The sequence below is a fragment of the Comamonas sp. GW821-FHT11H03 genome (genome assembly GCF_058807955.1).
This window is the reverse complement of sequence record NZ_JBXARF010000004.1, coordinates 70,838-95,459: the sequence shown is the minus strand read 5'-3', so window position 1 is coordinate 95,459 and position 24,622 is coordinate 70,838. Positions and strand designations below refer to the sequence as shown.

General features: G+C 63.8%; 23 protein-coding genes. 6 read left to right on the top strand and 17 right to left on the bottom strand.

Annotated features, from left to right (window positions below):
- Positions 1-4 precede the first annotated feature (4 nt).
- The 6 genes from AC1RTQ_RS10805 to AC1RTQ_RS10780 are packed head-to-tail and all read right to left on the bottom strand — an operon-like array spanning position 5 to position 5,814.
- Positions 5-565, bottom strand: a complete 561-nt coding sequence (locus AC1RTQ_RS10805) for a DUF3833 domain-containing protein (RefSeq protein ID WP_492875622.1) — start codon at positions 563-565, stop codon at positions 5-7.
- Entirely contained in the window at positions 562-1,851 is a 1,290-nt protein-coding gene (locus AC1RTQ_RS10800; RefSeq protein WP_492875620.1) for an MFS transporter, read from the bottom strand. The genes AC1RTQ_RS10805 and AC1RTQ_RS10800 overlap by 4 nt, the downstream gene beginning before the upstream one ends.
- 18 nt (positions 1,852-1,869) lie before the next feature.
- Positions 1,870-2,460, bottom strand: coding sequence for a hypothetical protein (locus AC1RTQ_RS10795; protein ID WP_492875618.1), 591 nt, complete (start codon positions 2,458-2,460; stop codon positions 1,870-1,872).
- Complete coding sequence (locus tag AC1RTQ_RS10790; protein ID WP_492875616.1) at positions 2,457-3,731, bottom strand: class I SAM-dependent methyltransferase; 1,275 nt, start codon at positions 3,729-3,731, stop codon at positions 2,457-2,459. Before AC1RTQ_RS10790 ends, AC1RTQ_RS10795 begins: the two co-directional genes overlap by 4 nt.
- Complete coding sequence (locus AC1RTQ_RS10785) at positions 3,728-4,480, bottom strand: DUF1365 domain-containing protein (protein WP_492875614.1); 753 nt, start codon at positions 4,478-4,480, stop codon at positions 3,728-3,730. Before AC1RTQ_RS10785 ends, AC1RTQ_RS10790 begins: the two co-directional genes overlap by 4 nt.
- Complete coding sequence (locus AC1RTQ_RS10780) at positions 4,477-5,814, bottom strand: NAD(P)/FAD-dependent oxidoreductase (protein ID WP_492875612.1); 1,338 nt, start codon at positions 5,812-5,814, stop codon at positions 4,477-4,479. The genes AC1RTQ_RS10785 and AC1RTQ_RS10780 overlap by 4 nt, the downstream gene beginning before the upstream one ends.
- Positions 5,815-5,954: 140 nt before the next feature.
- Here AC1RTQ_RS10780 and AC1RTQ_RS10775 point away from each other — a divergent pair, with 140 nt between their 5' ends.
- Positions 5,955-6,593: a TetR/AcrR family transcriptional regulator gene (locus AC1RTQ_RS10775; RefSeq protein ID WP_492875610.1), complete on the top strand. Its 639-nt coding sequence runs from the start codon at positions 5,955-5,957 to the stop codon at positions 6,591-6,593.
- Between the two features lie 82 nt (positions 6,594-6,675).
- Here AC1RTQ_RS10775 and AC1RTQ_RS10770 read toward each other — a convergent pair whose 3' ends face one another.
- The 5 genes from AC1RTQ_RS10770 to msrB all read right to left on the bottom strand — a co-directional run bounded on the left by AC1RTQ_RS10770 (position 6,676) and on the right by msrB (position 11,017).
- The gene (locus AC1RTQ_RS10770) at positions 6,676-7,365 is read right to left on the bottom strand and encodes a glutathione S-transferase family protein (RefSeq protein WP_492875608.1); all 690 of its coding nucleotides are present in this window, start codon (positions 7,363-7,365) and stop codon (positions 6,676-6,678) included.
- Positions 7,343-7,837, bottom strand: coding sequence for a nuclear transport factor 2 family protein (locus tag AC1RTQ_RS10765; RefSeq protein ID WP_492875606.1), 495 nt, complete (start codon positions 7,835-7,837; stop codon positions 7,343-7,345). Before AC1RTQ_RS10765 ends, AC1RTQ_RS10770 begins: the two co-directional genes overlap by 23 nt.
- 96 nt (positions 7,838-7,933) lie before the next feature.
- Positions 7,934-8,683: a peptide-methionine (S)-S-oxide reductase MsrA gene (gene msrA, locus AC1RTQ_RS10760; protein WP_492875604.1), complete on the bottom strand. Its 750-nt coding sequence runs from the start codon at positions 8,681-8,683 to the stop codon at positions 7,934-7,936.
- Positions 8,680-10,512 (bottom strand): cytochrome c biogenesis protein DipZ, encoded by a 1,833-nt coding sequence (locus tag AC1RTQ_RS10755; protein WP_492875602.1) that lies wholly within the window; start codon positions 10,510-10,512, stop codon positions 8,680-8,682. The genes msrA and AC1RTQ_RS10755 overlap by 4 nt, the downstream gene beginning before the upstream one ends.
- A 13-nt stretch (positions 10,513-10,525) precedes the next feature.
- Positions 10,526-11,017 carry a peptide-methionine (R)-S-oxide reductase MsrB gene (gene msrB / locus AC1RTQ_RS10750; RefSeq protein WP_492875600.1) on the bottom strand — a complete coding sequence of 164 codons (492 nt, stop codon included), beginning with the start codon at positions 11,015-11,017 and terminating at the stop codon, positions 10,526-10,528.
- Positions 11,018-11,190: 173 nt separating this feature from the next.
- On the opposite strand from msrB, the gene AC1RTQ_RS10745 reads away from it, so the two are divergent.
- From AC1RTQ_RS10745 to AC1RTQ_RS10735, 3 genes are all read left to right on the top strand, one after another.
- Positions 11,191-11,907 (top strand): response regulator transcription factor, encoded by a 717-nt coding sequence (locus tag AC1RTQ_RS10745; protein WP_301445582.1) that lies wholly within the window; start codon positions 11,191-11,193, stop codon positions 11,905-11,907.
- Complete coding sequence (locus AC1RTQ_RS10740; protein ID WP_492875598.1) at positions 11,904-13,373, top strand: sensor histidine kinase; 1,470 nt, start codon at positions 11,904-11,906, stop codon at positions 13,371-13,373. Before AC1RTQ_RS10745 ends, AC1RTQ_RS10740 begins: the two co-directional genes overlap by 4 nt.
- 611 nt (positions 13,374-13,984) lie before the next feature.
- Positions 13,985-14,440, top strand: coding sequence for an Lrp/AsnC family transcriptional regulator (locus AC1RTQ_RS10735; RefSeq protein ID WP_003054244.1), 456 nt, complete (start codon positions 13,985-13,987; stop codon positions 14,438-14,440).
- A gap of 195 nt (positions 14,441-14,635) precedes the next feature.
- Here AC1RTQ_RS10735 and phnE read toward each other — a convergent pair whose 3' ends face one another.
- The 4 genes from phnE to AC1RTQ_RS10715 all read right to left on the bottom strand — a co-directional run bounded on the left by phnE (position 14,636) and on the right by AC1RTQ_RS10715 (position 20,197).
- Positions 14,636-16,210, bottom strand: a complete 1,575-nt coding sequence (phnE, locus tag AC1RTQ_RS10730; RefSeq protein WP_492875595.1) for a phosphonate ABC transporter, permease protein PhnE — start codon at positions 16,208-16,210, stop codon at positions 14,636-14,638.
- Positions 16,201-17,043 carry a phosphonate ABC transporter ATP-binding protein gene (locus tag AC1RTQ_RS10725; protein ID WP_291604305.1) on the bottom strand — a complete coding sequence of 281 codons (843 nt, stop codon included), beginning with the start codon at positions 17,041-17,043 and terminating at the stop codon, positions 16,201-16,203. Before AC1RTQ_RS10725 ends, phnE begins: the two co-directional genes overlap by 10 nt.
- Positions 17,044-17,117: 74 nt before the next feature.
- The gene (locus tag AC1RTQ_RS10720; protein ID WP_492875593.1) at positions 17,118-17,996 is read right to left on the bottom strand and encodes a putative selenate ABC transporter substrate-binding protein; all 879 of its coding nucleotides are present in this window, start codon (positions 17,994-17,996) and stop codon (positions 17,118-17,120) included.
- 224 nt (positions 17,997-18,220) lie between these two features.
- Positions 18,221-20,197 carry a choice-of-anchor I family protein gene (locus tag AC1RTQ_RS10715; protein ID WP_492875591.1) on the bottom strand — a complete coding sequence of 659 codons (1,977 nt, stop codon included), beginning with the start codon at positions 20,195-20,197 and terminating at the stop codon, positions 18,221-18,223.
- Between the two features lie 531 nt (positions 20,198-20,728).
- Here AC1RTQ_RS10715 and AC1RTQ_RS10710 point away from each other — a divergent pair.
- Entirely contained in the window at positions 20,729-21,565 is an 837-nt protein-coding gene (locus AC1RTQ_RS10710) for an RNA ligase family protein (RefSeq protein ID WP_492875589.1), read from the top strand.
- A gap of 73 nt (positions 21,566-21,638) precedes the next feature.
- Positions 21,639-22,784 carry an AAA family ATPase gene (locus AC1RTQ_RS10705; RefSeq protein ID WP_409817441.1) on the top strand — a complete coding sequence of 382 codons (1,146 nt, stop codon included), beginning with the start codon at positions 21,639-21,641 and terminating at the stop codon, positions 22,782-22,784.
- 63 nt (positions 22,785-22,847) lie between these two features.
- On the opposite strand, the gene AC1RTQ_RS10700 is transcribed toward AC1RTQ_RS10705, so the two are convergent.
- Both AC1RTQ_RS10700 and AC1RTQ_RS10695 read right to left on the bottom strand, forming a co-directional pair.
- Complete coding sequence (locus tag AC1RTQ_RS10700; RefSeq protein WP_492875587.1) at positions 22,848-24,086, bottom strand: cyanate transporter; 1,239 nt, start codon at positions 24,084-24,086, stop codon at positions 22,848-22,850.
- A 66-nt stretch (positions 24,087-24,152) separates the two neighbouring features.
- Complete coding sequence (locus tag AC1RTQ_RS10695; RefSeq protein WP_492876119.1) at positions 24,153-24,593, bottom strand: nucleoside deaminase; 441 nt, start codon at positions 24,591-24,593, stop codon at positions 24,153-24,155.
- Between the last annotated feature and the right edge of the window lie 29 nt (positions 24,594-24,622).

The following is a 24,622-nucleotide window of genomic DNA, read 5'->3' as shown; positions in this document are numbered from 1 at the left end:
ATCATCACTCCTTGACGATGGCAAGTGTCACATCGCCCAGGTGCAGGCCCAGCTTGCTCATGGCGGTGCGGTTGATCAGGGTGCGTCCGTCGATCAGGTACATCCAGTCATCCATGCTGACATTCCAGACTCTTCCATTCATGGGCAGAGCGAGCACATAGCTCCAGTGGATGGCATTGCCCGCGCTCTGGCCCTGGGCTTCTCCCACCACGTCGTCGGCGCGGCCGCTGTAGCGCCCGTCGCCCAGGTGGCGCAGATGCCAGATGCGCTGCTGCGTGCTGCCGTCGCTGTAGACGAAGTGCTCGTCCAGCGTGCCCTCGTCGCCCTTCCAGCTGCCTGTCATGCGCACTGTGAAGCGCTTGACCACCTTGCCCGAGCGGTCCGTGAACATGCCGTGCGCGGTCAGTGGTCCGTTGAAATACTGGCGCAGGTCCAGTTGCGGCTGCTCCCTGGCATAGTCCTGCACGGAAGGCCCGGCGCAGCCCGCAAGACTCAGTGCCAAGGCCGCGCCCAGGCAGGCGCGCCGCAGTGGCGAAAACAAGGTGGGTCGGATGATGTGGCTCATGTGTGCCTCCAGGAAGAATGCAGACGCTCGGCGCGCCAGAGCAGGGCCGCTGCTGCGAGCTTGAGCAGGCAAGGCAGGCCGCCATAGGCCCAAGCCAGCGCCTGCAGCCCAGCAGACTCGCTGGTACCGCTGCGGTAGCCGGCTGCCGACAGCAGGGGCAGGGCCAGACCCGCAGCCAGGGCCAGATTGAGCTTGGTGGCGCAGGTCCACCAGCCCAGGTAGCGGCCTTCGCTGCGGCCGCCTGCGCCGGATTCGTGTATCACGCCCGTCAGCAATGCGCCCGGCAGGGCCAGATCCGCGCCAAGGGCCAGCCCGCTGGCCAGGCAGATCACGGCAAAAGCCATGCCGTCGCCTTCGCCCAGCCAGGGTGTGAAGCCAAAGGCCAGCACGCTGGCCAGCATGCCGGCCCGCCAGCTGGGTGCCAGACCCCAGCGTGAAACGGCCTTCACCCATAGCGGCAGGCCCAGTGCCGCAGCACCGAAAAAGCACAGCAGCAGCACCGGCTGCAGTTCCGAGGCCTGTAGCCGGTCTGCCACGAAGAAAGGAAGCAGGGTGGCGGGAATGGAGGCAGCCACCCCGTTGACCATGAAGATCGCCAGCAGCCGCCTGAAGCCTGCATTGGCCCATGGTGAGGGCGCAGGCCCGGTCACGGACTGCGGCGGCTGCTGTGGTGGAGCCGGGGTCTTGAGCCGCAACAGGCCGCTCAGGCCCAGTGCCAGACCCAGGGCGAGAAAGCCTGTGGTCGCATCCAGTCCCAGCCAGGCCGGCAGCATGCTGGCCAGCAGCACACCCGTCAGGCTGGCCCCCTCGCGCCAGGCCGTGACACGCGCACGCCAGGCGGGCTCACCGCCCCAGCGCGTGCCCCATGCCTGGTGAAGAATGGCGAGCACGCTATAGGCCAGCGTGCACACCAGCAGGCTGCAGGCAAGCCAGCCCAGCAGGCCCGCCGTGTCCTGAGAATCGAAAGGCGGATGCCATAGGGCACCGAAGCCTAGCGCCATCAGCAGGCTGGCCAGGGCTGCCGCACCTGCGGTGCAAACCACGCCCCGGTGCAGAAGCCGGTCGACCCAGCGGCCTATGGCTGGGTCGATCAGGGCATCGAAGGCCCTTGTGGCCAGTAGCACGGCGCCCAGTCCCGCCAGCGGAGCGCCCGCCACGCTGGCGTAGTGGTAGGGCAGGTTCACATACAGCGGCAGGGAGGCGAAGGCCAGCGGCGCGGCCAGCGCGCCATACGCCAGCCCTGTGCGCCAAGGCAGGAGGGGGGTGGGGGCCGTATGCGAAGTCATGAGGTGCTCCGCTGGCGCTTAGCCCAGGCCCAGCAGTGAGCTGCGCATGGCAGGGGCTGAAGTCTGAGGCGACAGCCAGATGCCGAAAAACAGGCGTGCATACTCAGCATCGCGCAGCTGCGCAGTCTGGCGGCCGTTGTGGAAAAAGCGCACTTCGCCCCGGCCGTCGTTCAGGCCCAGCAGCCGGTCCTGGGCCTGAACGTCGGGGAAGGCCTGTTTCATCAGCTCCAGCCATTGCCGGGCCTGCTCCTCGGTGAAGCTGCCCACTCTGCGCATTTCGGCGATGGAGCGCTCGGCAATGGCTGTGCCTTCGAGCTTGCGGTCATAGACCAGCTCCAGCGCAAACAGGTGCCGGGCGTAGTCTTCGGGAGGGAAGCCGGGGGCGGCCCACAGCCGTGCCTCGTAGACGCGCAGGCCGAAGAAGCGCAGCACGCTTTTGCCCACCAGGCGTCCGGCAGGCAGCATGCTGCGCAGTTCGGTGGGCAGATCTGCTGTCGGGGTCATGGCGTGGATCAGGTTGGACATGGCGGTCAGTGAAGGGGCAAGAACGCAGGCTGCGCCCCAGGCCAAGGCCTGGCGGCGGTGCGCACGGGGTTGAGGGGCAGTCATGGCAGGGGCCTGCGCAGCGTGAACTGGACGACATCGGTGTTGCCGGTGTCGAAGGCCGCCTCGCAATAGGCAAGGTAGAAGCGCCAGATGCGTACAAAGCGCTCGTCAAAGCCCAGGGAGTGCACGGCGTCGAGTTGGTGCTCGAAGGACTGGCGCCAGCGGCGCAGCGTTTCCGCATAGTCGCGGCCGAAGGCCAGATGCTGCTCGACCACTAGACCGGCACGCTGTGCTTCCTGCTCGAAGGCGGAAATGCTGGGCAGCAGTCCGCCCGGGAAGATGTACTGCTGTATGAAGTCGGTGGACCGCAGATAGCGCGCGAACAGGTCTTCGCGCAGCGTGATGGTCTGTATGCAGGCCAGGCCCCCGGGCTTGAGACAGTCGCGCAGTGTCTGGAAGTAGCCGCGCCAGTATTCGCGGCCCACGGCCTCGAACATCTCGATGGAGACGATGGCATCGAAGGGCTGGCCGGCATGCAGAGCAGGCAGGTCACGGTAGTCCTGGTAGCGCAGCTCCACGGCATCGGCCAGACCGGACTGCCGCATGCGCTGCTGCCCCCAGTTCAGTTGCTCGCGCGACAGCGTCACGCCCGTGACCCGGGCGCCGAAGTCGCGCGCTGCCGTCTCGGCCAGGCCACCCCAGCCGCAGCCGATCTCCAGCAGGCGCTGGCCGGGCTGCAGCCGTACTTCGTCCAGCGTGCGCCTGAGCTTGGCCTGCTGGGCTGCTTGCAGGTCGGCTTGTTGCAGCGACTCGCCCGTGCGGCCCTCGAACCAGGCCGCGCTGTAGCTCATGCCCGGGTCCAGCCACAGCTGGTAGAAGTCATTGCCCAGATCGTAATGGGCATGGATGTTTCTGGCGCTGCCGGCCCGCGTATTGCGCTGCAGCAGGTGACGCAGGCGGTAGCCCAGGCGGCCCCACCAGCTGCCGTAGATCAGGCTTTGCACATGGTCGCGGTTGGCCATGCACAGCCGCAGCAGCGCAGCCAGGTCGGGGCTGTCCCATTCGCCGGCGATATAGCCCTCGGCCAGACCGATATCGCCCGACTTCAGGGTGCGTTCCAGTGCCTGCCAGTCGTGCAGCACGCAATGTGCGTCAGCGAGGCCGGATGCCGAGCGCATCTGAGGCAGGTGCAGCAGGCGGCCGTCGGGCTGCTCCAGGTCCAGCTGTCCACGAGGCAGACGTTCGAGCAGGTTCAGCACCTGGCGTGCCCGCGCAGGCGTGCGGCGCGGCACTGCGGCAGGGCGGCTCAGCAAAGGGGCGGCAGTGGTGTTCATCGTGTGACAAAGCGCTCGGGCGCTGTGGGTTTGCCATGGAAAGGCAGGCGCTTGGCCCATAGGCGCAGCGCCTGCCAGTGGATACGGGCGATCACGCCCAGCGTCATCAAAGGAGTGCCGAAGAAGGCGCGGCGCACGGTGGTCCGGTCCAGCGGATGCAGTGTGCCGCCCACGCTGGTCTGCAGCAGCGGGCCGTTTTCGTCATGCAGGTCCACGCGCACCAGGGTGCGCTTGTCACTGCGCTCGAAGCGGAAGCGGTACTCGCCGCGCACTTCGCAGAACGGCGAGACATGGAATTGCTTGCGTGCCATCTGCTCGCGGCCCCAGGCCAGGTCCGGGCCGGCCAGCAGATAAGCATGACGCTCGCCAAAAGTGTTGTTGACTTCAGCCAGCACGGCGGCCAGCGAGCCATCGCTGCGGTGGGCATACCAGAAGCTCACGGGCTTGAACACATGGCCCAGCACGCGCGGAAAGGTGTGCAGCCAGACTTCGCCGTCGGCATCGTCAATGCCTTCGCTGTGCAGCAGTTGCTCGAACCAGGCCAGGGCGTCGGCTCCGCCCTCGCCGTGGTCGCTGTCGTGAAAGCTGATCCAGCCACGCCGGTTGCGCCGCAGCACGGCTTCCGGCTGCGTGCGCAAGCTGCGCAGTGGCAGCATGAGGAAGTAACCAGAGTATCGGAACGCATGTTCGACGGGCCGCAGGCGGCGATGCCAGACATGGCCGAAGCCGATGAGGGGGCGGGCGTTCATGCTGCCCCCCTGATGACAGGATTGACAGGCAGGCTGGGCAAGGCTTCCAGCAGAGCATCGGCCGCGTCCAGCCCCGAGCGCAGGCCGTCTTCGTGAAATCCGTAGCCGCACCAGGCGCCGCAAAACCAGGTCCTGCGCAGACCCTGCAGAGCACCCACCTGAGCCTGTGCCCTGATGGCCGCCAGGTCGAACACCGGGTGGCTGTACTCTATGCGTGCGTGAACCTTGCTGTCGTCGATGGGACGCACCGGGTTCAACGAGACCATCACGGGCTGCTGCCATGGCAGAGGCTGCAGGCGGTTGATCAGATAGTGCAGGCATACACCTGTCTGATCGCGCCCCGCATCGGCCGCGCGCTCGTAGTTCCAGGCTGCCCAGGCCGCCTTGCGGCTCGGCAGCACGCTGGCATCGGTGTGCAGCACGGCTTGGTTGGGCTGATAGCGTATGGCTGCCAGCACGCTGCGCTCCTGCGGCGTGGCATCGAGGCCCAGCAGGCGCAGGGCCTGGTCGCTGTGGCAGGCCAGCACCACGGCATCGAAGTGTTCCGTGCCATGCTCCATCTGCAGCAGCACGCCATGCGCCACGCGGCGCAGGCCCAGCACGGGCGCGTTCAGACGGGCCTCGTGGCCGCCATCTTGTTGCAGCGCGCTCAGCATGCGCCGAACATACTGGCGCGAGCCGCCGCGCACCGTGTGCCATTGCGGCCGGTTCGAGACCTGGATCAGGCCATGGTTGTGGCAAAAGCGAATCAGCGTAGCCACAGGAAAGCGCAGCATCTGGTCCGTTGGGCAGGACCAGATGCAACCCATCATGGGCAGCAGGTAGTCCTGCCGGAAGGCGGTGCCAAAGCCGTGCTCATCCAGAAAGACTTCGATGGAGCTGTGCAGGCCGGCTTCGTCGCCTTCCCGGGCGATGTGTGTGGCCAGACGATTGAAGCGCAGGATCTCGGTCAGCATCTTCAGAAAGCGGGGGCGCAGCAGATTGCTGCGCTGAGCGAAGACAGATCCCAGTGAACTGCCACTCCATTCAAGGCCCTCACGTCCATCGGCCTGCGGTACCTGCACCGAGAACGACATTTCGGCTGCCGCTGTAGGCACTTGCAGCTCTTCGAACAGTTGCGTCAAAAGCGGATAGGTGCGGTGATTGAAGACCAGAAAGCCTGTGTCCACCCCCTGGCTCACACCATCCAGCGTCATATCCACGGTGTTGGCATGGCCTCCGAAATGGCCACCGGCCTCCAGCAGCGTCACGCGATGTCCACCCGGAGTTTCGGCCAGCCGCCGCGCCGCTGCCAGACCCGCAACCCCTGACCCTATGACTGCAATGCGATACATGGGAATGCCTTTCCTGCTTTTGTCGCTAGTTTAGACCATAAAGGTCAAACTGTGAACTGATGAGTTCAAACTATAAACCAAACATTTCTACTTTGTACTATCTAGTACGAGGTATGGCCTATCAGGTCTAAAATACGCACATGACAAGCCGCTCCTCCATCAAACAGCAGATACAACGCGTGCGTGAGCAGGCCATCGTGGTAGCCGTCAACCGGCTGCTGGCCACCAAGGGCTATGACGCCATGACGGTGGATGAGGTCGCGGCCGAAGCCGGCATGGCCAAGGCCAGCCTCTACAAGCTGTTCACCTCCAAGGAGGAACTGGCGGGAGCCGCCATGGTCGGCGTGCTGGACCGTGCTCTGGCCTTCGTGGAGGGGCTGCGCGACGAGGCAAGCCAGGCGGCCGAGGCCGGTGCGCCCACGCGCCCGCTGGATCAGCTCAAGGCCGTGACGCGCTGGGCCATGCAGACGCAGCTGGAAGGTGAAATGCCTTCACTGCCGGCGCAGAACTCGAATCTCAGCGCCTCGTTGCAATCCAACGATGCCTACATGGACCGGCTGATTGCCCTGAGCAATCGGCTCAGCATCTGGATCACGGAAGCCCAGACCAGCGGCCAAATGCAGCCCGCGCTCCCCCCCGAATTGGTGCTGTATACGTTGTTCGCACGTGCCTGCGATCCCGTCGTGGCCCTGCTCAAGGAATCGGGCCAGTACACGCAGGCGCAGATCATCGACTGGGTGACGAGCACCACGTTTGACGGGCTGGCGGTGGCGCGCTGAGGAGCCAGCGCGGGCAGATACGCCAGCTCCTGGTGCTGCCCTGGCAACGGCTCGATCCGCTTGGCGGGAGTCTGTCGCTGCCTCAGGATTGCATGATGACTGGTCCGCCCTTGCTCAAGGCTCGTTGGTATGCAGCACGCTCATGCATGCGCTGGCGATAGGCGATCAGATGAGGCCAGGCGTTCTCGTTTTCGCTGCGGACCAGAGCCGCTTCAACGGCAAAGCTCATCTGGAAGTCGGCCATGCTCAAATGCTCGCCGGCAAACCAGCGATGCTCTGCCAAGTGACGCTCCATGAAGGCCAACGCTGTCTGTACATTGGGCGCAATGAGTTTTTGCTGCACCCGCTTGCATAGAGCGCGGGCGATGGGGCGCACGAAAAACGGCATGGGCTGGCGCGCGATGGTGTCGAAGACCAGTTTCATCACCAGCCAGTTCATCAGCGAACCCTCGGCATAGTGCATCCAGAAGCGGCACTCACGGTATTCTTTGGTGCCTTGCAGGGGCTCAAGGTGCGAAAGCTCGGAAGGCGGCTGATGGCCGTAGCGCTCAACCAGATATTCGATGATCGCGCCTGATTCGGCGACGACGATGCCAGCATCGCTGATCACCGGCGATTTGCCCAGCGGATGCACGCGCTTGAGCTCTGGCGGTGCCAGGCGAGTTCCGGGATCGCGCTGGTAGCAACGCAATTCGTAAGGAACACCGAGCTCCTCAAGCAACCAGAGTATGCGCTGCGAGCGCGAAGTTTCAAGGTGATGAACGGTGAGCATGGGGCGTTTTCCTGGAGGCGGAACCTGCTTTGCGCAGCCAGCGCATCAAGATTCCAAGCAAAGGCAGCTTTTCATAAAGTTCTTCAGCCGCATCCCAGTAATCACGATGCTGGCAGACAAGACCTTGTGCATCAAAGCGCAGCAGGCTGGCACCGCGAATGCATTGCTCGGAACCGGGGCGCCAGCGCTGCAGGCGAAAGCGAAATTCCCAGGCCAGAAAGGCCTGCCTCTCCTGTACCAGCCGCTCGGTGACGACAAAACGCGGCTCTTGCAGCGTGTCGAACATATGGGCGAAGATGCCGGCGATTGCGGTCACGCCGCGCACCTCGTTGAACGGATCCTTGAAGTGCGCATCGCTCGCGTAATAGCTGTCGAGTTGCTGCAAATGGTCAGGAGCCAGCTGTTCGTAGAGCTGGACGAGCCGCTCCACTGCGGCACCTGTATTGGTTGAGGAGGAGGGGCTTTGCTGCATGCATCAAATTGTAGGCAAACTGCTCTGCATCTCCCGTGGCGGGTGCGCCACGGCTGTCCTTCAGGCTAGGCTTGTCAGGCTTCCAGTGTCGGACTGCTACGGATGCGCTTTTTTGGTCAACACCGGATCGCTCCGGTAGCGGTCGGGGAAGAGGCGCTTGAGGTTGTTCACCTTGGGCAGATCATTGAAGACGATATAGGGGTGACGCGGGTTTTCGGTCATGAAGTCCTGGTGGTAGAGCTCGGCCGGATAGAAGCTGGCCTTGCCTTCGAGGCGGGTGACGATGGGCTTCGGATACAGGTGTGCCGCGTCAAGCTGCGCGACATAGGCCTGTGCCGTCTTGAGTTGCTCGGGACTGGTCGCGAAAATGGCCGACCGGTACTGCGTGCCGGTGTCAGGCCCCTGCCGGTTGAGCTGGGTGGGGTCATGGACGACCGAGAAAAATATCTGCAGCAGCGCTCCGTAGCTGACCTGGGACGGATCGAAGGTGACTTCGACCGATTCGGCATGGCCGGTGTTACCCCGGCTGACCAGCTCATAGGACGCGTTGGAGGCCGCGCCTCCGCTATAGCCCGAGACAGCACGTTGCACGCCTTTGACATGCTGGAAAACGCCCTGTACTCCCCAGAAGCAGCCGCCGGCAAAGATGGCACGTTGTGGGGATTGCCCTGCGGCTGGAAGATCCGCGGCTGGTGCAGGAATGCGAACTGCATCCTCGGCCGAGAAGGCGGTTGGCTGCCATAGCAGTCCGCTGCCCAGCAAAACGATGCTGCTTGCCATTGTCTTGAGCAGGCTACGTCGGTTCGAGACAGTCGCTGAGGTGAGGCTGGTGTTCATGATGGTCATCCGAAGGTGAAGGCATAGGCGGAAACGCCGCTGTCAAGGAATTCGATGCTGAAGGTGTGCTCGGCAACGGCACCAGACTGGCGCACCAGCTGATACAGCCGCTGTCCGGTAACGGTTCCGCTACCGTTGCTCGCCACGTCCACGCCGTGGGCATCGCCGGGCGGTTTGCCGTCGATGCTGACCTTGAAGCGCACGGGTTTTCCGTCTGGGCCGGGGCTCAGCACCAGATGCAGGTCACGCGCCTTGAAGCGGTAGACGATGCGGCCCGAAGCGCCGGTCAGCAAGGCACTTTCCGCCCCCACCATCCATTGACCGGCCAGTCCCCAGGTGTTCAGCCTGGGCTCTTGTGGCTCCAGATACGTGGTCGTTCTGTTGTGCACGGCTTTGGGAATAGAGGTGAAGTTCTCGGCGCGCTCATAGCCCAGATAGGTTTCGGGCGAGGCGACCTCATCCATGCTGGCGGCCAGCTGCACACCCCCCGCATCCACCTGCGTCAGGCCCATGGCCGAACGGGTGCTGCCTGCTTCCTTGAGAAGCTGCTGTATCACCCGTTCAGACTCTGCATAGCCGCCCTCGCCGAAGTGGTGGTGGCGTATGCGTCCCGTGGCATCGATGAAGTAGTGAGCAGGCCAGTACTGGTTGCGGAAGGCGCGCCAGATCGCATACTGGTTGTCCACGGCCACCGGATAGCTGATGCCCAGATCTTTCATGGCCTTGCTCACGTTGCCGATGTCGCGTTCAAAGGCGAACTCGGGAGCATGCACGCCGATCACGACCAGGCCCTGGTCGCGGTATTTTTCGGCCCAGGCCTTCACATAGGGCAGAGTGCGCAGACAGTTGATGCAGGAGTAGGTCCAGAAATCCACCAACACCACCTTGCCTCTCAGGTCCTGCTCGCCCAGAGGCTTGGAGTTGAGCCATTGGGTCGCACCGTCAAGGGGCGGCGCGATGCCCTCGTCGGGCAGGGCCTGGGCTGTGCTGGACGGCCCGCTCATGCGCATGGCCGCTCCCGCAGCCATCATGGCAGCCCCGTCAGCAGGTGCAAGGGATGGTGCCTGCATCATCGTGCCCGGGTTGCCACGCATGGCCAACTGGTCGTCGCTCTGCGGCTGGTTCAGGTGCTCGAGCAGTTGCTGCTCCAGGCCGCCGGTGGATGCCGTTGACAGTCGGGCCAGCACGCCGGTGTCGATTCCCAGTGCGATGGCTGCAACGCCTGCGAGCATGGCAGCCCCAAGGCCGCGTCGCAGCCATTCACCGGCACCCAGCGAGCGCTTGAGCGCGGCAAATACCCGGCCCCCCAGCAGCAAAGCCGCAGCCATGGAGGTCGCTGCCCCGGCGGCATAGGCCAGCAGCAGCAAGCTTGAAGTCGTGTTGGCGCCCTGCAAGGCGGCACCGGTCAGTATCAGTCCCAGGATGGGACCGGCGCATGGAGCCCACAGCAGCCCCGTCGCGACTCCCAGCAATACGGAGGAGGCCATCTTTGGTGTACCGTCTTGCTGCACCGACTCGGACAGGCGCAATCCGGCAGTCACCAATGGACGGGTCAGCCGCTGCGACAGATGCGGCAGCAACAGGGTCAGCCCGAAAACGGCCACCAGTGCCAGAGCCAGCCAGCGGCCATATTGATTGGCAGCCACCACCCAGCCGCCGCCTACGGCCGCGAGAGAGGCAACGACCGCAAAGGTCAGCGCCATGCCTGCCAGCAATGGCAGGCCGCTGCGCACAAAGGGCTGATTCGCGCGAGAGAACACGAAGGGCAGCACGGGCAGGATGCAGGGACTGACGATGGTCAGCACGCCGCCCAGATAGGCAAGGACGATCAGCAGCATGACCTGTTTCTCCTCAAGCGGGCTTGGGCGTGAAAGTCAGCGCAAGACCGTTCATGCAGTAGCGCAGGCCTGTCGGAGGCGGCCCGTCCTCGAAGACGTGGCCAAGGTGACCGCCGCAGCGTCGGCAGTGGGCCTCGATGCGCACCATGCCGTAGCTTCGATCCTTGCGGGTGGCGACGGCATTGTCCAGGGGCTTCCAGAAGCTCGGCCAGCCGGTACCGCTTTCGAACTTGGTGGTGGAGGCAAACAAGGGCAAGGAGCAGCCGGCGCAGGAAAAGATACCCGGGCGGTGCTCCTTGTTGAGCGGGCTGCTGCCCGGAGGCTCCGTGGCCTCCTGACGAAGCACGGCATATTGCTGGGGACTGAGCCGGGCACGCCATTGGGCGTCGGTGTAGCTGATTTCGAAGGACTCGGTCGCCGCCGTGGCGCGGCGGTTGAGCGTTGCGGCGCAGAGCGCGGCGGCGGAGGCTGCGGCGCCCAGCAGCATGTGGCGTCGGGTGGTCATGGCATCGGCTTTCAGGGTTCGATGGCTTCGAGCTTAGGAAGTGCGGGTCTCGAAGTCCTCACGCAAAGTTAAAAAAAACGTGATAACTCCCCGCCTGCAGTTTGAGCACAATGTGAAATCAGGCGGCACTGCGCCGCCGTGCTGCATCAACTGTCCCGGAGACCTGATTACCCATGACCATTGCCCGTCGCATTTTGCTGGTCGAGGACGACGCCCATATCGCCGATCTGCTTTCGCTTCACCTGCGCGATGAGGGGCTGGAGGTCGTGCATTGCGCCCGCGGTGACGACGGGCTGGCGCATCTGGAGCGCGGCGGCTGGGATGCGCTGGTACTGGATCTGATGCTGCCTGGCGTGGACGGTCTGGAGATCTGCAGACGTGCGCGCGCCATGACACGCTACACGCCGATCATCATCATCAGTGCCCGCTCCAGCGAGGTGCATCGCATTCTGGGACTGGAGATCGGCGCGGACGACTATCTGGCCAAGCCGTTTTCCGTGCTGGAACTCGTGGCACGGGTCAAGGCTTTGCTGCGCCGCGTCGACGCGCTGGCCCAGAGCGCGCGCCTGGAGTCAGGCAGCCTGTCGGTCAACGGGCTGGTCATGGATCCGGTCGCCAGGGATGCCAGTCTGAACGGACGCCATCTCGACCTCACACCCCGGGAATTCGATCTTCTGTATTTCTTTGCTCGCCAGTCGGGCAAGGTGTTTTCGCGCATGGACCTGCTCAACGCGGTCTGGGGCTATCAGCACGAGGGCTACGAGCACACCGTCAACACCCATATCAACCGGCTGCGTGCCAAGGTGGAGCTCAACCCTGCGCAGCCCACGCGAATTCTCACGGTCTGGGGACGCGGCTACAAGTTTGCCGAAGCTGGGGAGCGCGAATGAACCTCACCCTGACTCAGCGGCTGGCGATCGTGTTTGCCCTGCTGCTGCTGGTCTGCAGCGGCACTTCCGCCTGGCTGCAGCTTCGCTCCAACCGTATGCATGAACTGGAGGTGGTGCAGGCCTTGTCCCGCGACGTTGCCGAGAGCATTGCCCGCGATGCCCAGTTGACGGACGCGAACGGCTTGATGCCGAACGCGGTGCGCAATCTGTTCAACCAGCTGATGATGGTGAACCCGAGTGTCGAGGTCTACTTGCTGGAGCCCGATGGGCGCATTGCGGGTCATGCGGCTCCCGAAGGGCGTTTGCGCCGCGACCGGGTTGACCTGGAGCCGGTTCATCGATTTATCGATGGTCATATGCTGCCCATCCTGGGCGACGATCCGCGCAGCCGAGATGGCCGCAAGGTCTTCAGCGCAGCCCCCTTGAGCGTGAACGGCAGGGAGGTCGGCTTCATCTATGTGGTGTTGCTGGGCGAGGCCCATGATCTGCTTGCCGCCAGAGGTTCCGCAGACGCGGTGCTGAAGACCGCATTGCTGTCGATCGGCATGGTGGGACTGCTATGCCTGGCAGCCGGTCTTTTCGCCTTCACTTTGATCACACGCCCCTTGCGGCGACTGACCGAATCGGTGCGGCAGTTCGACATGCATGGCGTTCCACCTGAGGTGCCGGCGCGATCTTCGGAGGGGGCCGAGCACAGCCGCGACGAGATCGCCGTGCTGGACTCGGCCTATAGGCAGATGGTGCTGCGCATCAGCGAGCAATGGCAGGCTCTGAGGCAACAGGATCAGGAGCGACGGGAGTTGATCGCGAATGTTTCCCATGATCTGCGCACGCCGCTGTCGTCCTTGCATGGGTATCTGGAGACCTTGCTGCTCAAGGATGCAAGCCTGGAGCCCGCAGAGCGCAGGCGCTATCTGGGCATTGCGCTCGACCAAAGCCAAAGAGTGGGTGCGTTGTCCCAAAGCCTGTTCGAGCTGGCGAGGCTGGAGTATGGCTTTGTGCAGCCCGAGTTCGAATCGTTCTCGCTGCGGGATCTGGTGCAGGACGTTTTTCAGAAGTTCGAGCTTGCCGCGGAGTCGCGCCACATCTCCCTGCAGGCGGATCTGGCCCCGCAGTTGCCGGCGGTTCGTGCAGACCTGGGGATGATGGAGCGAGTCCTGAGCAACCTGCTCGACAACGCCTTGCGCTATACCCCTGAAGGTGGGTCGATCAGGGTAGGCATCCGAGGTGTGGGCCAGGAACTGGAGTTGACGGTCAGCGACACCGGCCCTGGCATTCCACCAGAGTTGCGCGATGGCCTGTTCAGGCGTCCGTTCACGGTCGGCGGCGCCCGCCGCGACGGAGGGCTTGGCTTGAGAATCGTGCACCAGATGCTGGAGCTGCACGGGGTCAAAATCCATCTGGTCGAGGGTGACGGCGGGGGCGCTGCGTTCCGGTTTTCTCTGCCACGTGCTCCAGATGCCTGATGCACAGCAAAGCTGCAGGCAGGCGTTTCCTGAGCCACGCAGGCTATCCCCGGCTGTCGGTATCGCCTTGAGTTCGGCCCCGCTGCGGGCTGTGTTGGGCGACTTGGCAATCGCCTGCACGCACTGGCCCGCTTTCTGCGCAAGGGCTGGGGCAATCAGGCTTCGGACATGAGCGAAAGCCAGGTCAGCAAGGTGCGCAAGCATGTGCAAGCCGTAGCTGCTATGCAGCGAGCCCAGTAAATAGCATGAACATCCGCCAGGTGTCTTGCGCACCAGGCGGAAGCCCGAAAGCCCGGCCCGATGGAAATCCGGCTGGGTTTTTTCATGCAGCCGCTCATGGCCCAGGCGATGGAGCCGTCCAAAAATCAACAGGCCGCATCACTGTGCTTGAGTGATGCGGCCTGTTGCGTGTGCGTGCTGCGGATCAACCAACCGGATGCTGACGGTAAACGGCGCGGTATGTTGAATGGTTTTGCTGCGTCGGTAAACGTGCTTCCATGGACTCAAGTGTGCATGTTGCGCTGCAGAAAATGTTGCTTCAAATTCTGTGAATACAGTGCTGCTACAGAAAAATTTTCTGTTTTTGATTATTTGGCGGTAAATTCACGAATATGGACACCTTGGATAAAAAGATTCTTGCTGCCTTGCAGGCCAATGCGCGCGCCAGCCTGCAGGACATTGGCGCGGCCGTGGGCCTGAGCGCATCGCCATGCTGGGCGCGCATCAAGAAGATGGAAGAGGCCGGCGTGATCGAGGGCTATACCGTGCGGCTGAACCCCCAGGCTTTGGGGCTGGCCGATTCGGTTCTGGTGATGGTCACGCTGGACAGCCATTCGGACAACACGCTGGAAAAGTTCGGCGAGGTGCTGGCCACCATTCCCGAAGTCGTGGAAGCGCATCTGGTATCGGGCGAGTACGACTATCTGTTGCGTATCGTCGTCAAGGACACGCGCGACTACGAGCGCCTGCTGCGCGAGAAGCTCTACAAGATCAAGGGCATACGCCACAGCCAGTCCAGCTTTGTGCTGCGCACGTTGAAGAAAGCTGACCTGCCTCTTGGGGTGTGAAGCGGCATCGATCTTCGCGGTGCGATCAGTCGCGGCGCGGAGCCGGTGTGCTGAAGTCATTCAGACTTCAGCTCTCATCGAACCTGGATGCAGGCTGGGCCGCTGCCAGCGCTGGCCCATCGGAGGCGGCTGCGTAGCGGATTGGCGGGGGAGCTGATGAAGCTGACGCGGAGCCGGGGGCACCGCGCAGCCGTCTCAACGCATGGCGCGGCGCAGGCCGGCGCTGCTCCAGTCCACGGCAATGCTCAGCAAGAGCATGGCCATGATCACGGTGCTGGCCTGGGCATAGTGGAACAGCGACAGCTCGAAGTACAGCAACTGGCCCAGCCCGCCAGCTCCCACAAAGCCCAGAATCGCCGCCATGCGGATATTCATTTCCCAGCGGTACAGCGTGTATGCCAGCAATTGCGGCGCTGCGCCTGGCAGGGTGCCGTAGCAAAATGCCAGCAGGCGATTGCTGCCGCTTAGCTTGAGGGCATTCGCGGGAGCTGCCGGGGTGTTCTGCAAGGCCTCGGCAAACAGGCGGCCCAGCACACCCGTGGTATGCAGGGCCAGGGCCAGGGCACCGGCAAACGGGCCCAGGCCCACGGCTAGCGCGGTGATCGTGGCCCAGACCAGCTCGGGCACGGACCGCAGCACGTTGAGCACCACATTCCAAGGCGCACGCCAGCGCGGCAGGGCCAGCAGCAGGCCCCCGATCGCAGCCAGCAAGGTGCCGACGATGGAGATGGCCAGAGTCTCCCAGATGCCTTGTAGCACCTTGAGCAGCCAGGGCTGGCTCAGATCAGGCGGGAAAAAGCCGCGTACAAAGTCGCCCATGCTGGCGGCCGCATCTGCCGTGAACAGCGCCGAGAAATCAATATCCAGAAGCCGCAGGCTGGCCCATAGCGCCGCGCAGGCAGCCAGCAGAAATGTGCCGGTTCGCCAGCCGAAGGGCAAGGCGCGCGCGGCAGGCGCGGTGTCGAGCGCGCGACGCAGCCACCAGGAGAGCAGATCGGCAGCTGCCACCAGCAGCATGAAGGCCAGCAAAATGCTGGCGGCTTCGCCGCCGTTGAGCATCTTCATGGCCTGGTCCATGAGCTGGCCCAGGCCTCCCGCACCGACAAAGCCCATGACCACCGAGGCGCGGACTGCGCATTCCCAGCGGTAGACGGTGTAGGAGGTCAGCTCCTTGGCGGCCTGGGGCAGCAGGCCATAGAGCAGGGCCTGGATACGGCCGGCACCGCAGGCGCGCAGGGCGCGGGCCGGCGCTGGATCGGTGGATTCGAGAATTTCGGCATAGACCTTGGCCAGCATGCCCCCATAGGTCAGGCCCAGGGCCAGCACGCCGGCTGCGGGGCCCAGGCCGAAGACACGCACAAATACCAGAGCCCACACCAGCTCGGGAATGCCGCGCAAGACGGTGAGCATGCTTCGGGCGATGGGGTTGAGTGTGACCCTCTCGCGTGCCGCGCCCGTGGACAGATAGGCCATGGGCACGGCAATCACAAAGGCCAGCGCCATGCCGGCCGTGGCGATGGCCAGGGTCTCCAGCGTGGCCTGAGCCAGGTAGGCCAGGAACTCCCCACTGGTTTCGGGCGGCAGAAATTGCGCGAGAAAGCTGCCTATGACCTTGAGATTGTCGGCATCGAACAGCGGCTTGAGCGAGAAGCCCGAGGTCTGCAGCATGGGCCAGAGCACGACCAGGGCCAGGATCAGCCCGCTCAGGCGGCCGCGAGCGGAGGGATCGCGGCTCGATGGCCGGGCTGGCTCGGCCATGTCTACCGGCATGCGTTCACCTGGATGGGAGTGGGCGCGGCGCTGGCGAGATCGCGCTGAGCCAGGCGGTTGTGCAGCGTGGGCAGATCGGCCGGGCAGCCATCGGCATGGGCATAGAGGGCTTGCAGCTGGGCATCGCTGACCTGCGCGGCCGGCAGGTCAAAAGCCAGGCGGCCATCGCGCACGCCGACGATGCGGGTGAAGTTGGCCAGCGCCAGATCGACGGCATGCAGGCTGGCCACCAGCGTGGCCTGGCGCGCGGCGGCTTCCCGCACCAGCAACTGCACCGTGGCCTGCGAGAGCGCGGGGTCCAGGGCCGAGACCGGCTCGTCGGCCAGAATCAGCTCGGCCTGCTGGTAGAGCACGCGGGCAATGCCCACACGCTGCAGCTGACCGCCCGAGAGCTGGTCGCAGCGTGCAAACAGCTTGTCGTCAAGCTGCACGCGGGCCAGGGCTTCGCGCGCGCCCGCAATGTCCTGCGGATAGGCCAGCGATGCCAGCGCCTTCCACATCGGCCACTGGCCCAGCTTGCCGGCCAGCACGGCCGTGACCACGCGCTGGCGCAGCGGAATGGGGGCGGCCTGGTGCACGGTGCCGATGCGGCTGCGCAGGGCCTTGATCTCGCGGGCGGCGGATTGCGCAGACGCGGCCCGGCCCAGCACCTGCAGGCGGCCTGCCGTGGGCAGATAGGCCGTTCCGATGGTGCTCAGCAGAGAAGTCTTGCCGGCGCCCGAGGGCCCGATGAGCGCAATGCTCTCGCCCTGTATGGCGGACAAGGAGATATGGGACAGGGCGGTAAAGCCGTTGCTGTGGGTTAGGCCCACATCGTCCAGCATGAAGCTCATGAGACGAATACTCTGAAAACAATAGCTGCCAACGCTTTATGCATAGGCGTTGGCAGTCAAAAAAGCTGAATTTTTTACTTCAGCAAACCGGCGGACTTGGCGGCGGCTTCAATGCCGTCGTAGTTCTTGGAGTCGGTGGCGATGAACTTGGAGGCGCGCTGCAGGTCCATGATGGCCTTGTGCTCTGGCTTGCTGGGGTCCAGTGCCAGGAAGGCAGCGGTCAGCTTCTTGACGATGGCCGGGTCCAGGTCGCCGCGCACCGTCCAGTTGTAGTCAAAGTAGGTGGGCGTCGTGGCGAACACGCGTACCTTGCTGGTGTCCACCTTCTTGGATTCGACCAGCTTGTCCCACACCGAGGTATTGAGCACGCCGGCCTCGGCCTTGCCTGCGGCCACAAAGGCCACGGTGGCGTCATGCGCGCCCGAGTAGGCCACGGTCTTGAAGTCTTTTTCGGGATTCAGGCCGTCCTGCTGCAGGAAGAAGCGCGGCATCAGGCTGCCCGAAGTGGATGAAGGGGCGCCGAAGGCAAAGGTCTTGCCCTTGAGGTCGGCCAGCGACTTGATGGCAGGGTCGGCCGTGATGAACTTGCTGGTGAAGACTGCATCCTCGGCTCGCTGCACGATAGGGATGGCCGTGCCATTGGTGCGGATCTTGGCCTGCACATAGGTGAAGCCGCCCAGCCAGGCCAGATCCAGCTTGCGGGTGGCCAGAGACTCGACCACGGCCGCGTAGTCGGAGACGGGGGTGAAGACCACCTTCATGCCGGTGGCTTGCGAGAGGTATTCGCCCAGGGGCTTGAACTTGCGCTGCAGCTCGGTCGGTGCTTCGTCAGGAATGGCCGAGACGCGCAGCACGGCGGGGGTGTCTGCATGCGCTGCGGACAGCAAGGAGGAGGCGAGAGCTGCCACGGCCAAGCCGCGCAGCGCCTGGCGGCGAGCGAAAGAGTGCGTCATTAAGTGCTCCGTTCAAAAAGCCACCGCCGTCCGGATACACGGCGGTTTAGTAGGTCGCAAGCGTTTGGCTTGCGGCGAATGGGAACCCATAGGCGGTACACCGACCGCTGGCGCTTATTGTTACGTAATTGAGAAACCCTGGGCGCAGTCTTTGCTTGATTTGAATAGCAAAAAGCCCCGTGGGGACGGGGCTTGGCATGAAAGCGACTGCTTGTCTGCAGGTTTCAATATTGCACATTGAGCTGGTAGATGGCCGTGGTGCCGCTGACCTCGTTGCCCACCATCAGTAGCGGCTTGCCGTTGGGCGACTTGGCTGCGGAAATGAAGTGCAGGCCTTCGGGGCCCAGATCACCCACATCGCTCAGAGCAGTGCCTGTCACCGGAGACTTGCTGTCAAAGCTGGCCGTCCAGTTCTCGCGAGTGTTCAGATAGTCGATCTGCTTGGGTGCCTTGGGATCGGTGATGTCGAACACCAGAATGCCGCCCATGCGTTCCAGGCCCACAAAGACAAAGGTCTTGGTGCCGATCTGGCCCACGGTCAGGCCTTCGGGCTCGGGACCCTTGGCGCTGCTGCGCGCATCGAGCCTGGCCGTTTCGTCATGACCGGTGTTGAAGTAGGTGGCGCAGGCAATGTCACGTTTGGCGCCCAGCTTGCATTCGGGGCTGGCGATGAATTTTTCGATGGCCGCGCCAGAGTCCCAGACCTGCTTGCCCTTGGCATCCCAGATGGAGATGGAGCGACCTCCATAGGCATAGAGCCTGTCATAGGTCAGATATCCCTTGCCGTCCTTGACGGGGTTGCCGCTGCTGTCTGTCTGGTAGCCCATGGTCCAGGTGACCTTGAGGCGGCCCAGTTTGTCGTCGTCGCGGCAGGTCTTGGGATCTGCGCCAACAGCGCCGCACCAGGCAAAGTTGGCGCCATTCAGATAGGCGCCACTGGCCAGCCTGGCCAGATGGGCGGGCAGGTCGTCGCCCGCACGGCGCAGAAAGCCGTCCTTGTGCACCAGATGCTTGATGCGCCACTCTTCCACAAAACCCTTGGTCATATCGCCTGCCGAAGCTGGGGTGCCGTTCGTCTTGTCGGCGGCCGTGCCGAAATAGCTCTTGTTGCCTTCACCCCAGGCGCGTGCATCGCCTTCGTTGGCCGTGACCAGATAGGTTGCCCCGTCGGCAGCCTTGTAGGCGGCGATGGAGTCAGGCTGGAACATGCCGAAGACGTTGGGGGCCTGGGTGATGTCGATGACCGGGCTCTTGCCGTCACTGTCGGCGAAGTCCAGCTCGTTGCCAATGGCGCCATGATCCTTGTAGCCCAGTGCCACCACATCGGTCACGGTGGCGCTGGCAATGTCCACAATCGCCAGCGCATTGTTTTCCTGCAGTGTCACCCAGGCCGTCTTGCCGTCGGGGGCCACGGCAATGTATTCGGGCTCCAGGTCGTTGGCCACTGCGGCCGTTCCCAGGCCGTCTGCGGTCGGGCCGAAGATGCGCACGCCCTTGGCCAGCAACTGGGCCTTCTGGCTGTTGAAGGCCTTGAAGTCGGCAGTGCGAGCCACAGGCTTGGCGGGCGCGCTCACGTCGATCACACTGATCGAGCCTTCGGGGTCCATCTGGTAGTCATCGCTGGGCTCGCCCTCGTTGGCGACCAGGATGGTCTTGCCGTCGGGGGTGAAGGTCAGCATATCGGGCAGGGCGCCCACGGGCACTTCGGCGATCACGCCGAGCTTGTCGGCGTCATAGATGACGACCATGCCCTTGTCCGTCTTGACCGATGCCAGCACGGCTGCAGCCACCAGGCCGCCATGCACGGCCACGCTGTTGATGGTGGCCCCCGCACCCAGCGATAGCTTGGTGGCGTCCAGGCTGGCGAGCATGCGCGGTGCGGCAGGGTTGCTCATGTCCAGCACATCCAGCGCACCTTTCTGGGCGTTGACCACAAAGCCACGCTTGGTGACGGGATCGAAGGCCGTAATTTCAGCGGCGCTCTGCAAGAAGATGCCCGACTGATAGCTGCCGATCTTTTCAAGCAGGAGCGAGACAGGCGTCTTCTCGGGTTCGGGAGCCGGTGCCGGGACTTCGGGGGCCGGAGCAGGCGCTGGGGTGGTACTGTTCGTGTTGTTGTCGTCACCACCGCAGGCGGCCAGGGCGGCGGCTGCGATCAGGGAAATCAGAAGAGGTTGGCGCAAGGCAAGTGCAGATGTCATTGAGAGTTTGGCAGGTGCAGGAAGAAAACTACGATTTGTAACCAGCCTGTGTTTCATCGCTGTGAAACCGATTCGTGGTCTTTGCACCACAGGCCGTGCAAACCGCTTGGCAGTTGCTATACCAAGCCAATAAACTCGCCAGCCTTTACCCCACTTGCGTTATCCGCTCTCATTTTCGAGGTGCACCATGTCCTGCCAGATTCGTTTGCGCTAAACGACTTCGCCACACGCTGATCTTTCAGGTGTGCGCTGCGGTATGGACTTATCGGCTCCTGAGGCGCCTGGCCCGGGTAGCCTGCCGCCCCGAAGGGGCATTTCTTCACGATGGGCAAGCCCTTGCCCGGCGTTTGCGATCGGGCTCGAGCCCCGGTCCCGCGCTTTTCCACTCTCTGAATCCCGGCCTGCCCTTTGCTCGGCGGCCAGGTGTTTTTGTCTTCGCCCGATGGTGGCGGCGAGTGCCGCTTTCGTTGTCCCTGGTTTGTCTGCCACGTCTTTTGGCGCGTGGCTTATTCCCTTTTTGGAAAGCACAACATGACTACTTCCCATTTATTCAATCTGGAGATTCTCAAATATCCGCGCACGCCGCATCTGCGTGGCTCGCGGCTGCAGGTCGGTGATCAGGCCGATGCCGTGTCCTATGAAGCCCTGGCCGGCCGCCATATCGTGGTCGAGGAAAAGCTCGACGGCGCCAATGCGGCGCTGAGCTTTGGCGCCGACGGCAGTTTGCTGCTGCAGTCGCGCGGCCACTATCTGCAAGCCGATCAGATGGGCGGGCGCGAGCGTCAGTTCAACGCCTACAAGCAATGGGCCCGAGCCCATGAAAGCGCGCTGATGGCGCTGCTGGACGATCGCTATGTGATGTATGGCGAATGGCTGTATGCCAAGCACTCGCTGTACTACGACGCGTTGCCGCACTGGTTTTGCGAGTTCGACATCTGGGACCGCTCGGCGCAGCAGTTTCTGGATACGCCGCAGCGTCATGCGCTGCTGGATGGTGCGCCCGTGGTGTCTGTGCCTGTGCTCTACGCCGGTATCGCACCGAGACGCATGCAGGATTTGCTGGCATTGCTGGCACCGTCCCTGGGGCGAAGCGGTCGCTGGAAGGCGGCGTTCGAGGATCAGGTGCAAAGGCAGAAGCTGGATTTGCCGCTGGCTTGGCGCCAGACCGACAGATCCGAACTTGCCGAAGGTCTGTATATCAAGGTCGAGGAGAACGGCCAGACCGTGGAGCGTTACAAGTTCGTGCGCTCCGACTTTGTGCAGGTGATCCTGGAATCGGGCTCGCACCACAGCGAGCGGCCCATCGTCGCCAACGGTCTGCGTGCAGGCGTCGATATCTTTGCCAGCAAGATTCAAAAAAGCTGGTGAGGCTTGTCCAACAAGCGCTGATAGCTATCAAAGCCGTGGCTTTCATGAAGAGGCTGCGGTGAAAGGAGAACTTATATGGAGTTGGAAACAGATCGCGGCCCTGGTGCCGCATTCCGCTCACGATTCGGTGGACTGGGCGGCCTGCCTGGACGCCTTCCCGCAACTGGAGCTGGCCAAGACCACGCCGCAAGACCCTGTCTACCATGCCGAAGGCGATGTCTGGACGCATACGCAGATGGTGGTGAGCGAACTGCTGCAGGATGGCGACTATGCGCGGCTCACCAACGAGGAGCACGAGACGGTCTTTCTGGCCGCGCTGCTGCACGATGTCGCCAAGTGCTCGACCACGCAGATCGCCGACGATGGCCGCATCTCGCAACCTGGCCACTCACGTCGGGGGGCGCTTGATGCGCGGCTCATGCTCTGGGAGGCTGGCACGCCCGTGGCCCTTCGCGAGGCGGTCTGCCGCCTGATTGCAGTGCATCAGGTGCCGTTCTTTGCCTTTGCCGATTCGCGCCGAGGCGTCTCGCCCGAGTTCATGGTCAGAGAGCTGTCCTGGCAGGTCGATCTGCATTTGCTGGTGCTACTGGCCCGTGCCGATATTCGCGGCCGCATCTGCCCCGATGTGGGCAATGTGCTGGTGAATATCGAGCTGTTCAGGGAGCTGGCGCTGGAAGAGGGCTGTTTGCGCAAGCCGCGCAGCTTTGCTTCGGCCGAGACGGCAGTGCGCTATTTCCGCGGTGCCGAGCTGCACCCGGACTACGCCTTGCACGAAGAGCCGGGCTCGCGCGTCATCGTCATGTGCGGTCTGCCAGCATCGGGCAAGAACCACTGGGTGGCGCAGCATCATCCGGGCTTGCCCGTGGTGTCGTTTGACGATGCGCGCGCCGAGCTGGGCTTGCGCCATGGCGAGAACGAGGGCGCTGCTGCCCACCGAGCCGTGGACAAGGCCAAGAGCCTGCTGCGCGCCAAGGCTGCCTTCGTCTGGAACGCCACGCACCTGTCCAGGCAGATGCGTGGCAAGACGCTGGAGCTGTGCCTGGCCTATGGCGCACAGGTGGAGTTGGTGCACCTGGAGGCGAGCAGGCCCACTTTGCTGGCGCGCAACAGCAAGCGCGACACCACGCTCGGCAATGCCGCATTGCTGGGCATGTTGCACAGATGGGAGGTGCCCTTGCCGACCGAGGCGCATGGGCTGCAACTGCTGGTCAATGAGTAGTTCAAGCCAAAACAAAAAGGGCCTGGAAATTTCCAGGCCCTTTTTTGTCGCAAGATGGCGGATTCATGGCCGCTGCATGGCTTGCGGGTAGCCCTGGGGATTGAAGCGTGTCACCAGCAGGCAGACCAGCGCTGCCACACCGGCCTGATAGAGCCAGCCGGCCGTCCAGTTGCCGCTGATCTGGTGCAGTTGCGCCATGACCAGAGGGGCCAGCGCAGCAAGGATGAAGCCGCCGCCCTGCATCAGCGAGTTCAGCGCGCCGGCCTGTGTGGGTGAAGGCAGATGGTCCAGCGCCACCAGCATGAAGAGCGAAAAGCAGCCTCCCAGACCCAGGCCCAGTACGATGGCATTGAGTGTGGGCATGGCGTCGGGCCAGAGCCCGAGGCCCGCAAAGCCGATGATCTGCAGCAGCAAGGCCAGCATGAGCCAGCGGCGACGGTCCAGGCTGCGGCGCGCGAGAGCGGGCATGGCCAGTGCCGATGCTGCCTGCGCAATTGACAGAATGGCCAGCAGCGAGCCGCTTTGTGTGGCCGTCCAGCCATGGGTTTGATAGAACGGAGCGAGCCAGGCAACGGTGGAGCCATAACCGCCGTTCATCAGGCCAAAGCTGATCAGCAGCAGCCAGGTGCGGCCACGGCGCAGCAGCCAGCCGGTGTCGCTGTCGCTGTTGGCCTGTACCAGGGGCGCGGAGGGCATAGGGGCAATGGGCTCTTGCATCAGGGTCAGCGCATACCAGGCCAGCGGCAATGCCAGCAGCACCGGAATGGCCCAGGTGGCCAGCGAAGCCTGCCAGCTCAGACCCAGCTGCATGGCCACGGGCGAGAGCTGGGCGCTGAGCGCGCCGCCGCCCATGAGTGCAGCCGAATACAGGCCCATCATGGGCGCCACGTTGTGGGGAGACTGGCGCTTGATGAGTCCCGGCAGAATGCTTTGCGCCAGCGCCACGCCCGCGCCGCACAGGCCGGCCGTGACGATCAGCAGACTGCCGGTGGCGGCACCTGCAGGCGTCAGGCGCAGGGCGCAGCCCAGCGCAATCAGCAGCAGCGATGCGCAGATGGCGGCGCGCGCGCCCCATCGTCTCAGGGCCGTGGGCGCCAGCCAGCCGCCAATGCCCATCAGCGCCATGGGTAGCAGCGTGAGCCAGGAAAAGCTGCGCAAATCCATGCCCGTGGCCTGCTGTATGGTCGGGGCCAAGGGGCCTGGAGCCGTCAGAAAAGGACGCAGATTGATGGTGACCAGTATCACCACGGACAGCCACAACAATGGCGGCACGCGGTGCGTTCGGGAAGATGTCGATGTCATGAAGCTCGGTGGCTGGCTGCGCTGCGGCGCGCCGGTGTGTTGTTATGGTTTTGGCGGCAACGAGGATCAGGCGGCGGGCCAGGCCTCATCCCCATAGAGCTGGGCCGCGCGGATGCCGGTGTCGATGCGGGTGATGGGCAGCGGCGGCGGCGTCAGCGACAGGCGCAGGCGCTGGTACGTGCTCTTGCTGGACAGACCATAGGGCGCGGCGTCTTGGTTGTCGAAGGCGAAGAACACCTGCTCGACACCATTCATGACCAGGGCTGCCAGGCACATGGGGCAGGGGTGGCCGCTGGCATAGATGGACAGGCCCGCCAGGCTGGGGTTGGCGCGCTGCTGCGTGCCCGAGCGTATGGCCTGCATTTCGGCATGGGTGCTGGGGTCGTGGCTGGCCATGATTTCGTTGACGCCGGTGGCAACGACTTCATTTCCTTGGGCGAGCACGGCGCCGAATGGACGGCCGCCGTTGAGGCGGTTGGCATGGGCCAGGTCCACGGCCAGGCGCATCAGTTGTTGTGGGGTGGCGGAAGTTGGGC

Bases quoted from the DNA above. Each gene is read 5' to 3' on its own strand.
- AC1RTQ_RS10805 (WP_492875622.1), bottom strand. From the start codon at position 565: ATGAGCCACATCATCCGACCCACCTTGTTTTCGCCACTGCGGCGCGCC.
- AC1RTQ_RS10800 (WP_492875620.1), bottom strand. From the start codon at position 1,851: ATGACTTCGCATACGGCCCCCACCCCCCTCCTGCCTTGGCGCACAGGG.
- AC1RTQ_RS10795 (WP_492875618.1), bottom strand. From the start codon at position 2,460: ATGACTGCCCCTCAACCCCGTGCGCACCGCCGCCAGGCCTTGGCCTGG.
- AC1RTQ_RS10790 (WP_492875616.1), bottom strand. From the start codon at position 3,731: ATGAACACCACTGCCGCCCCTTTGCTGAGCCGCCCTGCCGCAGTGCCG.
- AC1RTQ_RS10785 (WP_492875614.1), bottom strand. From the start codon at position 4,480: ATGAACGCCCGCCCCCTCATCGGCTTCGGCCATGTCTGGCATCGCCGC.
- AC1RTQ_RS10780 (WP_492875612.1), bottom strand. From the start codon at position 5,814: ATGTATCGCATTGCAGTCATAGGGTCAGGGGTTGCGGGTCTGGCAGCG.
- AC1RTQ_RS10775 (WP_492875610.1), top strand. From the start codon at position 5,955: ATGACAAGCCGCTCCTCCATCAAACAGCAGATACAACGCGTGCGTGAG.
- AC1RTQ_RS10770 (WP_492875608.1), bottom strand. From the start codon at position 7,365: ATGCTCACCGTTCATCACCTTGAAACTTCGCGCTCGCAGCGCATACTC.
- AC1RTQ_RS10765 (WP_492875606.1), bottom strand. From the start codon at position 7,837: ATGCAGCAAAGCCCCTCCTCCTCAACCAATACAGGTGCCGCAGTGGAG.
- msrA (WP_492875604.1), bottom strand. From the start codon at position 8,683: ATGACCATCATGAACACCAGCCTCACCTCAGCGACTGTCTCGAACCGA.
- AC1RTQ_RS10755 (WP_492875602.1), bottom strand. From the start codon at position 10,512: ATGCTGCTGATCGTCCTTGCCTATCTGGGCGGCGTGCTGACCATCGTC.
- msrB (WP_492875600.1), bottom strand. From the start codon at position 11,017: ATGACCACCCGACGCCACATGCTGCTGGGCGCCGCAGCCTCCGCCGCC.
- AC1RTQ_RS10745 (WP_301445582.1), top strand. From the start codon at position 11,191: ATGACCATTGCCCGTCGCATTTTGCTGGTCGAGGACGACGCCCATATC.
- AC1RTQ_RS10740 (WP_492875598.1), top strand. From the start codon at position 11,904: ATGAACCTCACCCTGACTCAGCGGCTGGCGATCGTGTTTGCCCTGCTG.
- AC1RTQ_RS10735 (WP_003054244.1), top strand. From the start codon at position 13,985: ATGGACACCTTGGATAAAAAGATTCTTGCTGCCTTGCAGGCCAATGCG.
- phnE (WP_492875595.1), bottom strand. From the start codon at position 16,210: ATGCCGGTAGACATGGCCGAGCCAGCCCGGCCATCGAGCCGCGATCCC.
- AC1RTQ_RS10725 (WP_291604305.1), bottom strand. From the start codon at position 17,043: ATGAGCTTCATGCTGGACGATGTGGGCCTAACCCACAGCAACGGCTTT.
- AC1RTQ_RS10720 (WP_492875593.1), bottom strand. From the start codon at position 17,996: ATGACGCACTCTTTCGCTCGCCGCCAGGCGCTGCGCGGCTTGGCCGTG.
- AC1RTQ_RS10715 (WP_492875591.1), bottom strand. From the start codon at position 20,197: ATGACATCTGCACTTGCCTTGCGCCAACCTCTTCTGATTTCCCTGATC.
- AC1RTQ_RS10710 (WP_492875589.1), top strand. From the start codon at position 20,729: ATGACTACTTCCCATTTATTCAATCTGGAGATTCTCAAATATCCGCGC.
- AC1RTQ_RS10700 (WP_492875587.1), bottom strand. From the start codon at position 24,086: ATGACATCGACATCTTCCCGAACGCACCGCGTGCCGCCATTGTTGTGG.
- AC1RTQ_RS10695 (WP_492876119.1), bottom strand. From the start codon at position 24,593: ATGCGCCTGGCCGTGGACCTGGCCCATGCCAACCGCCTCAACGGCGGC.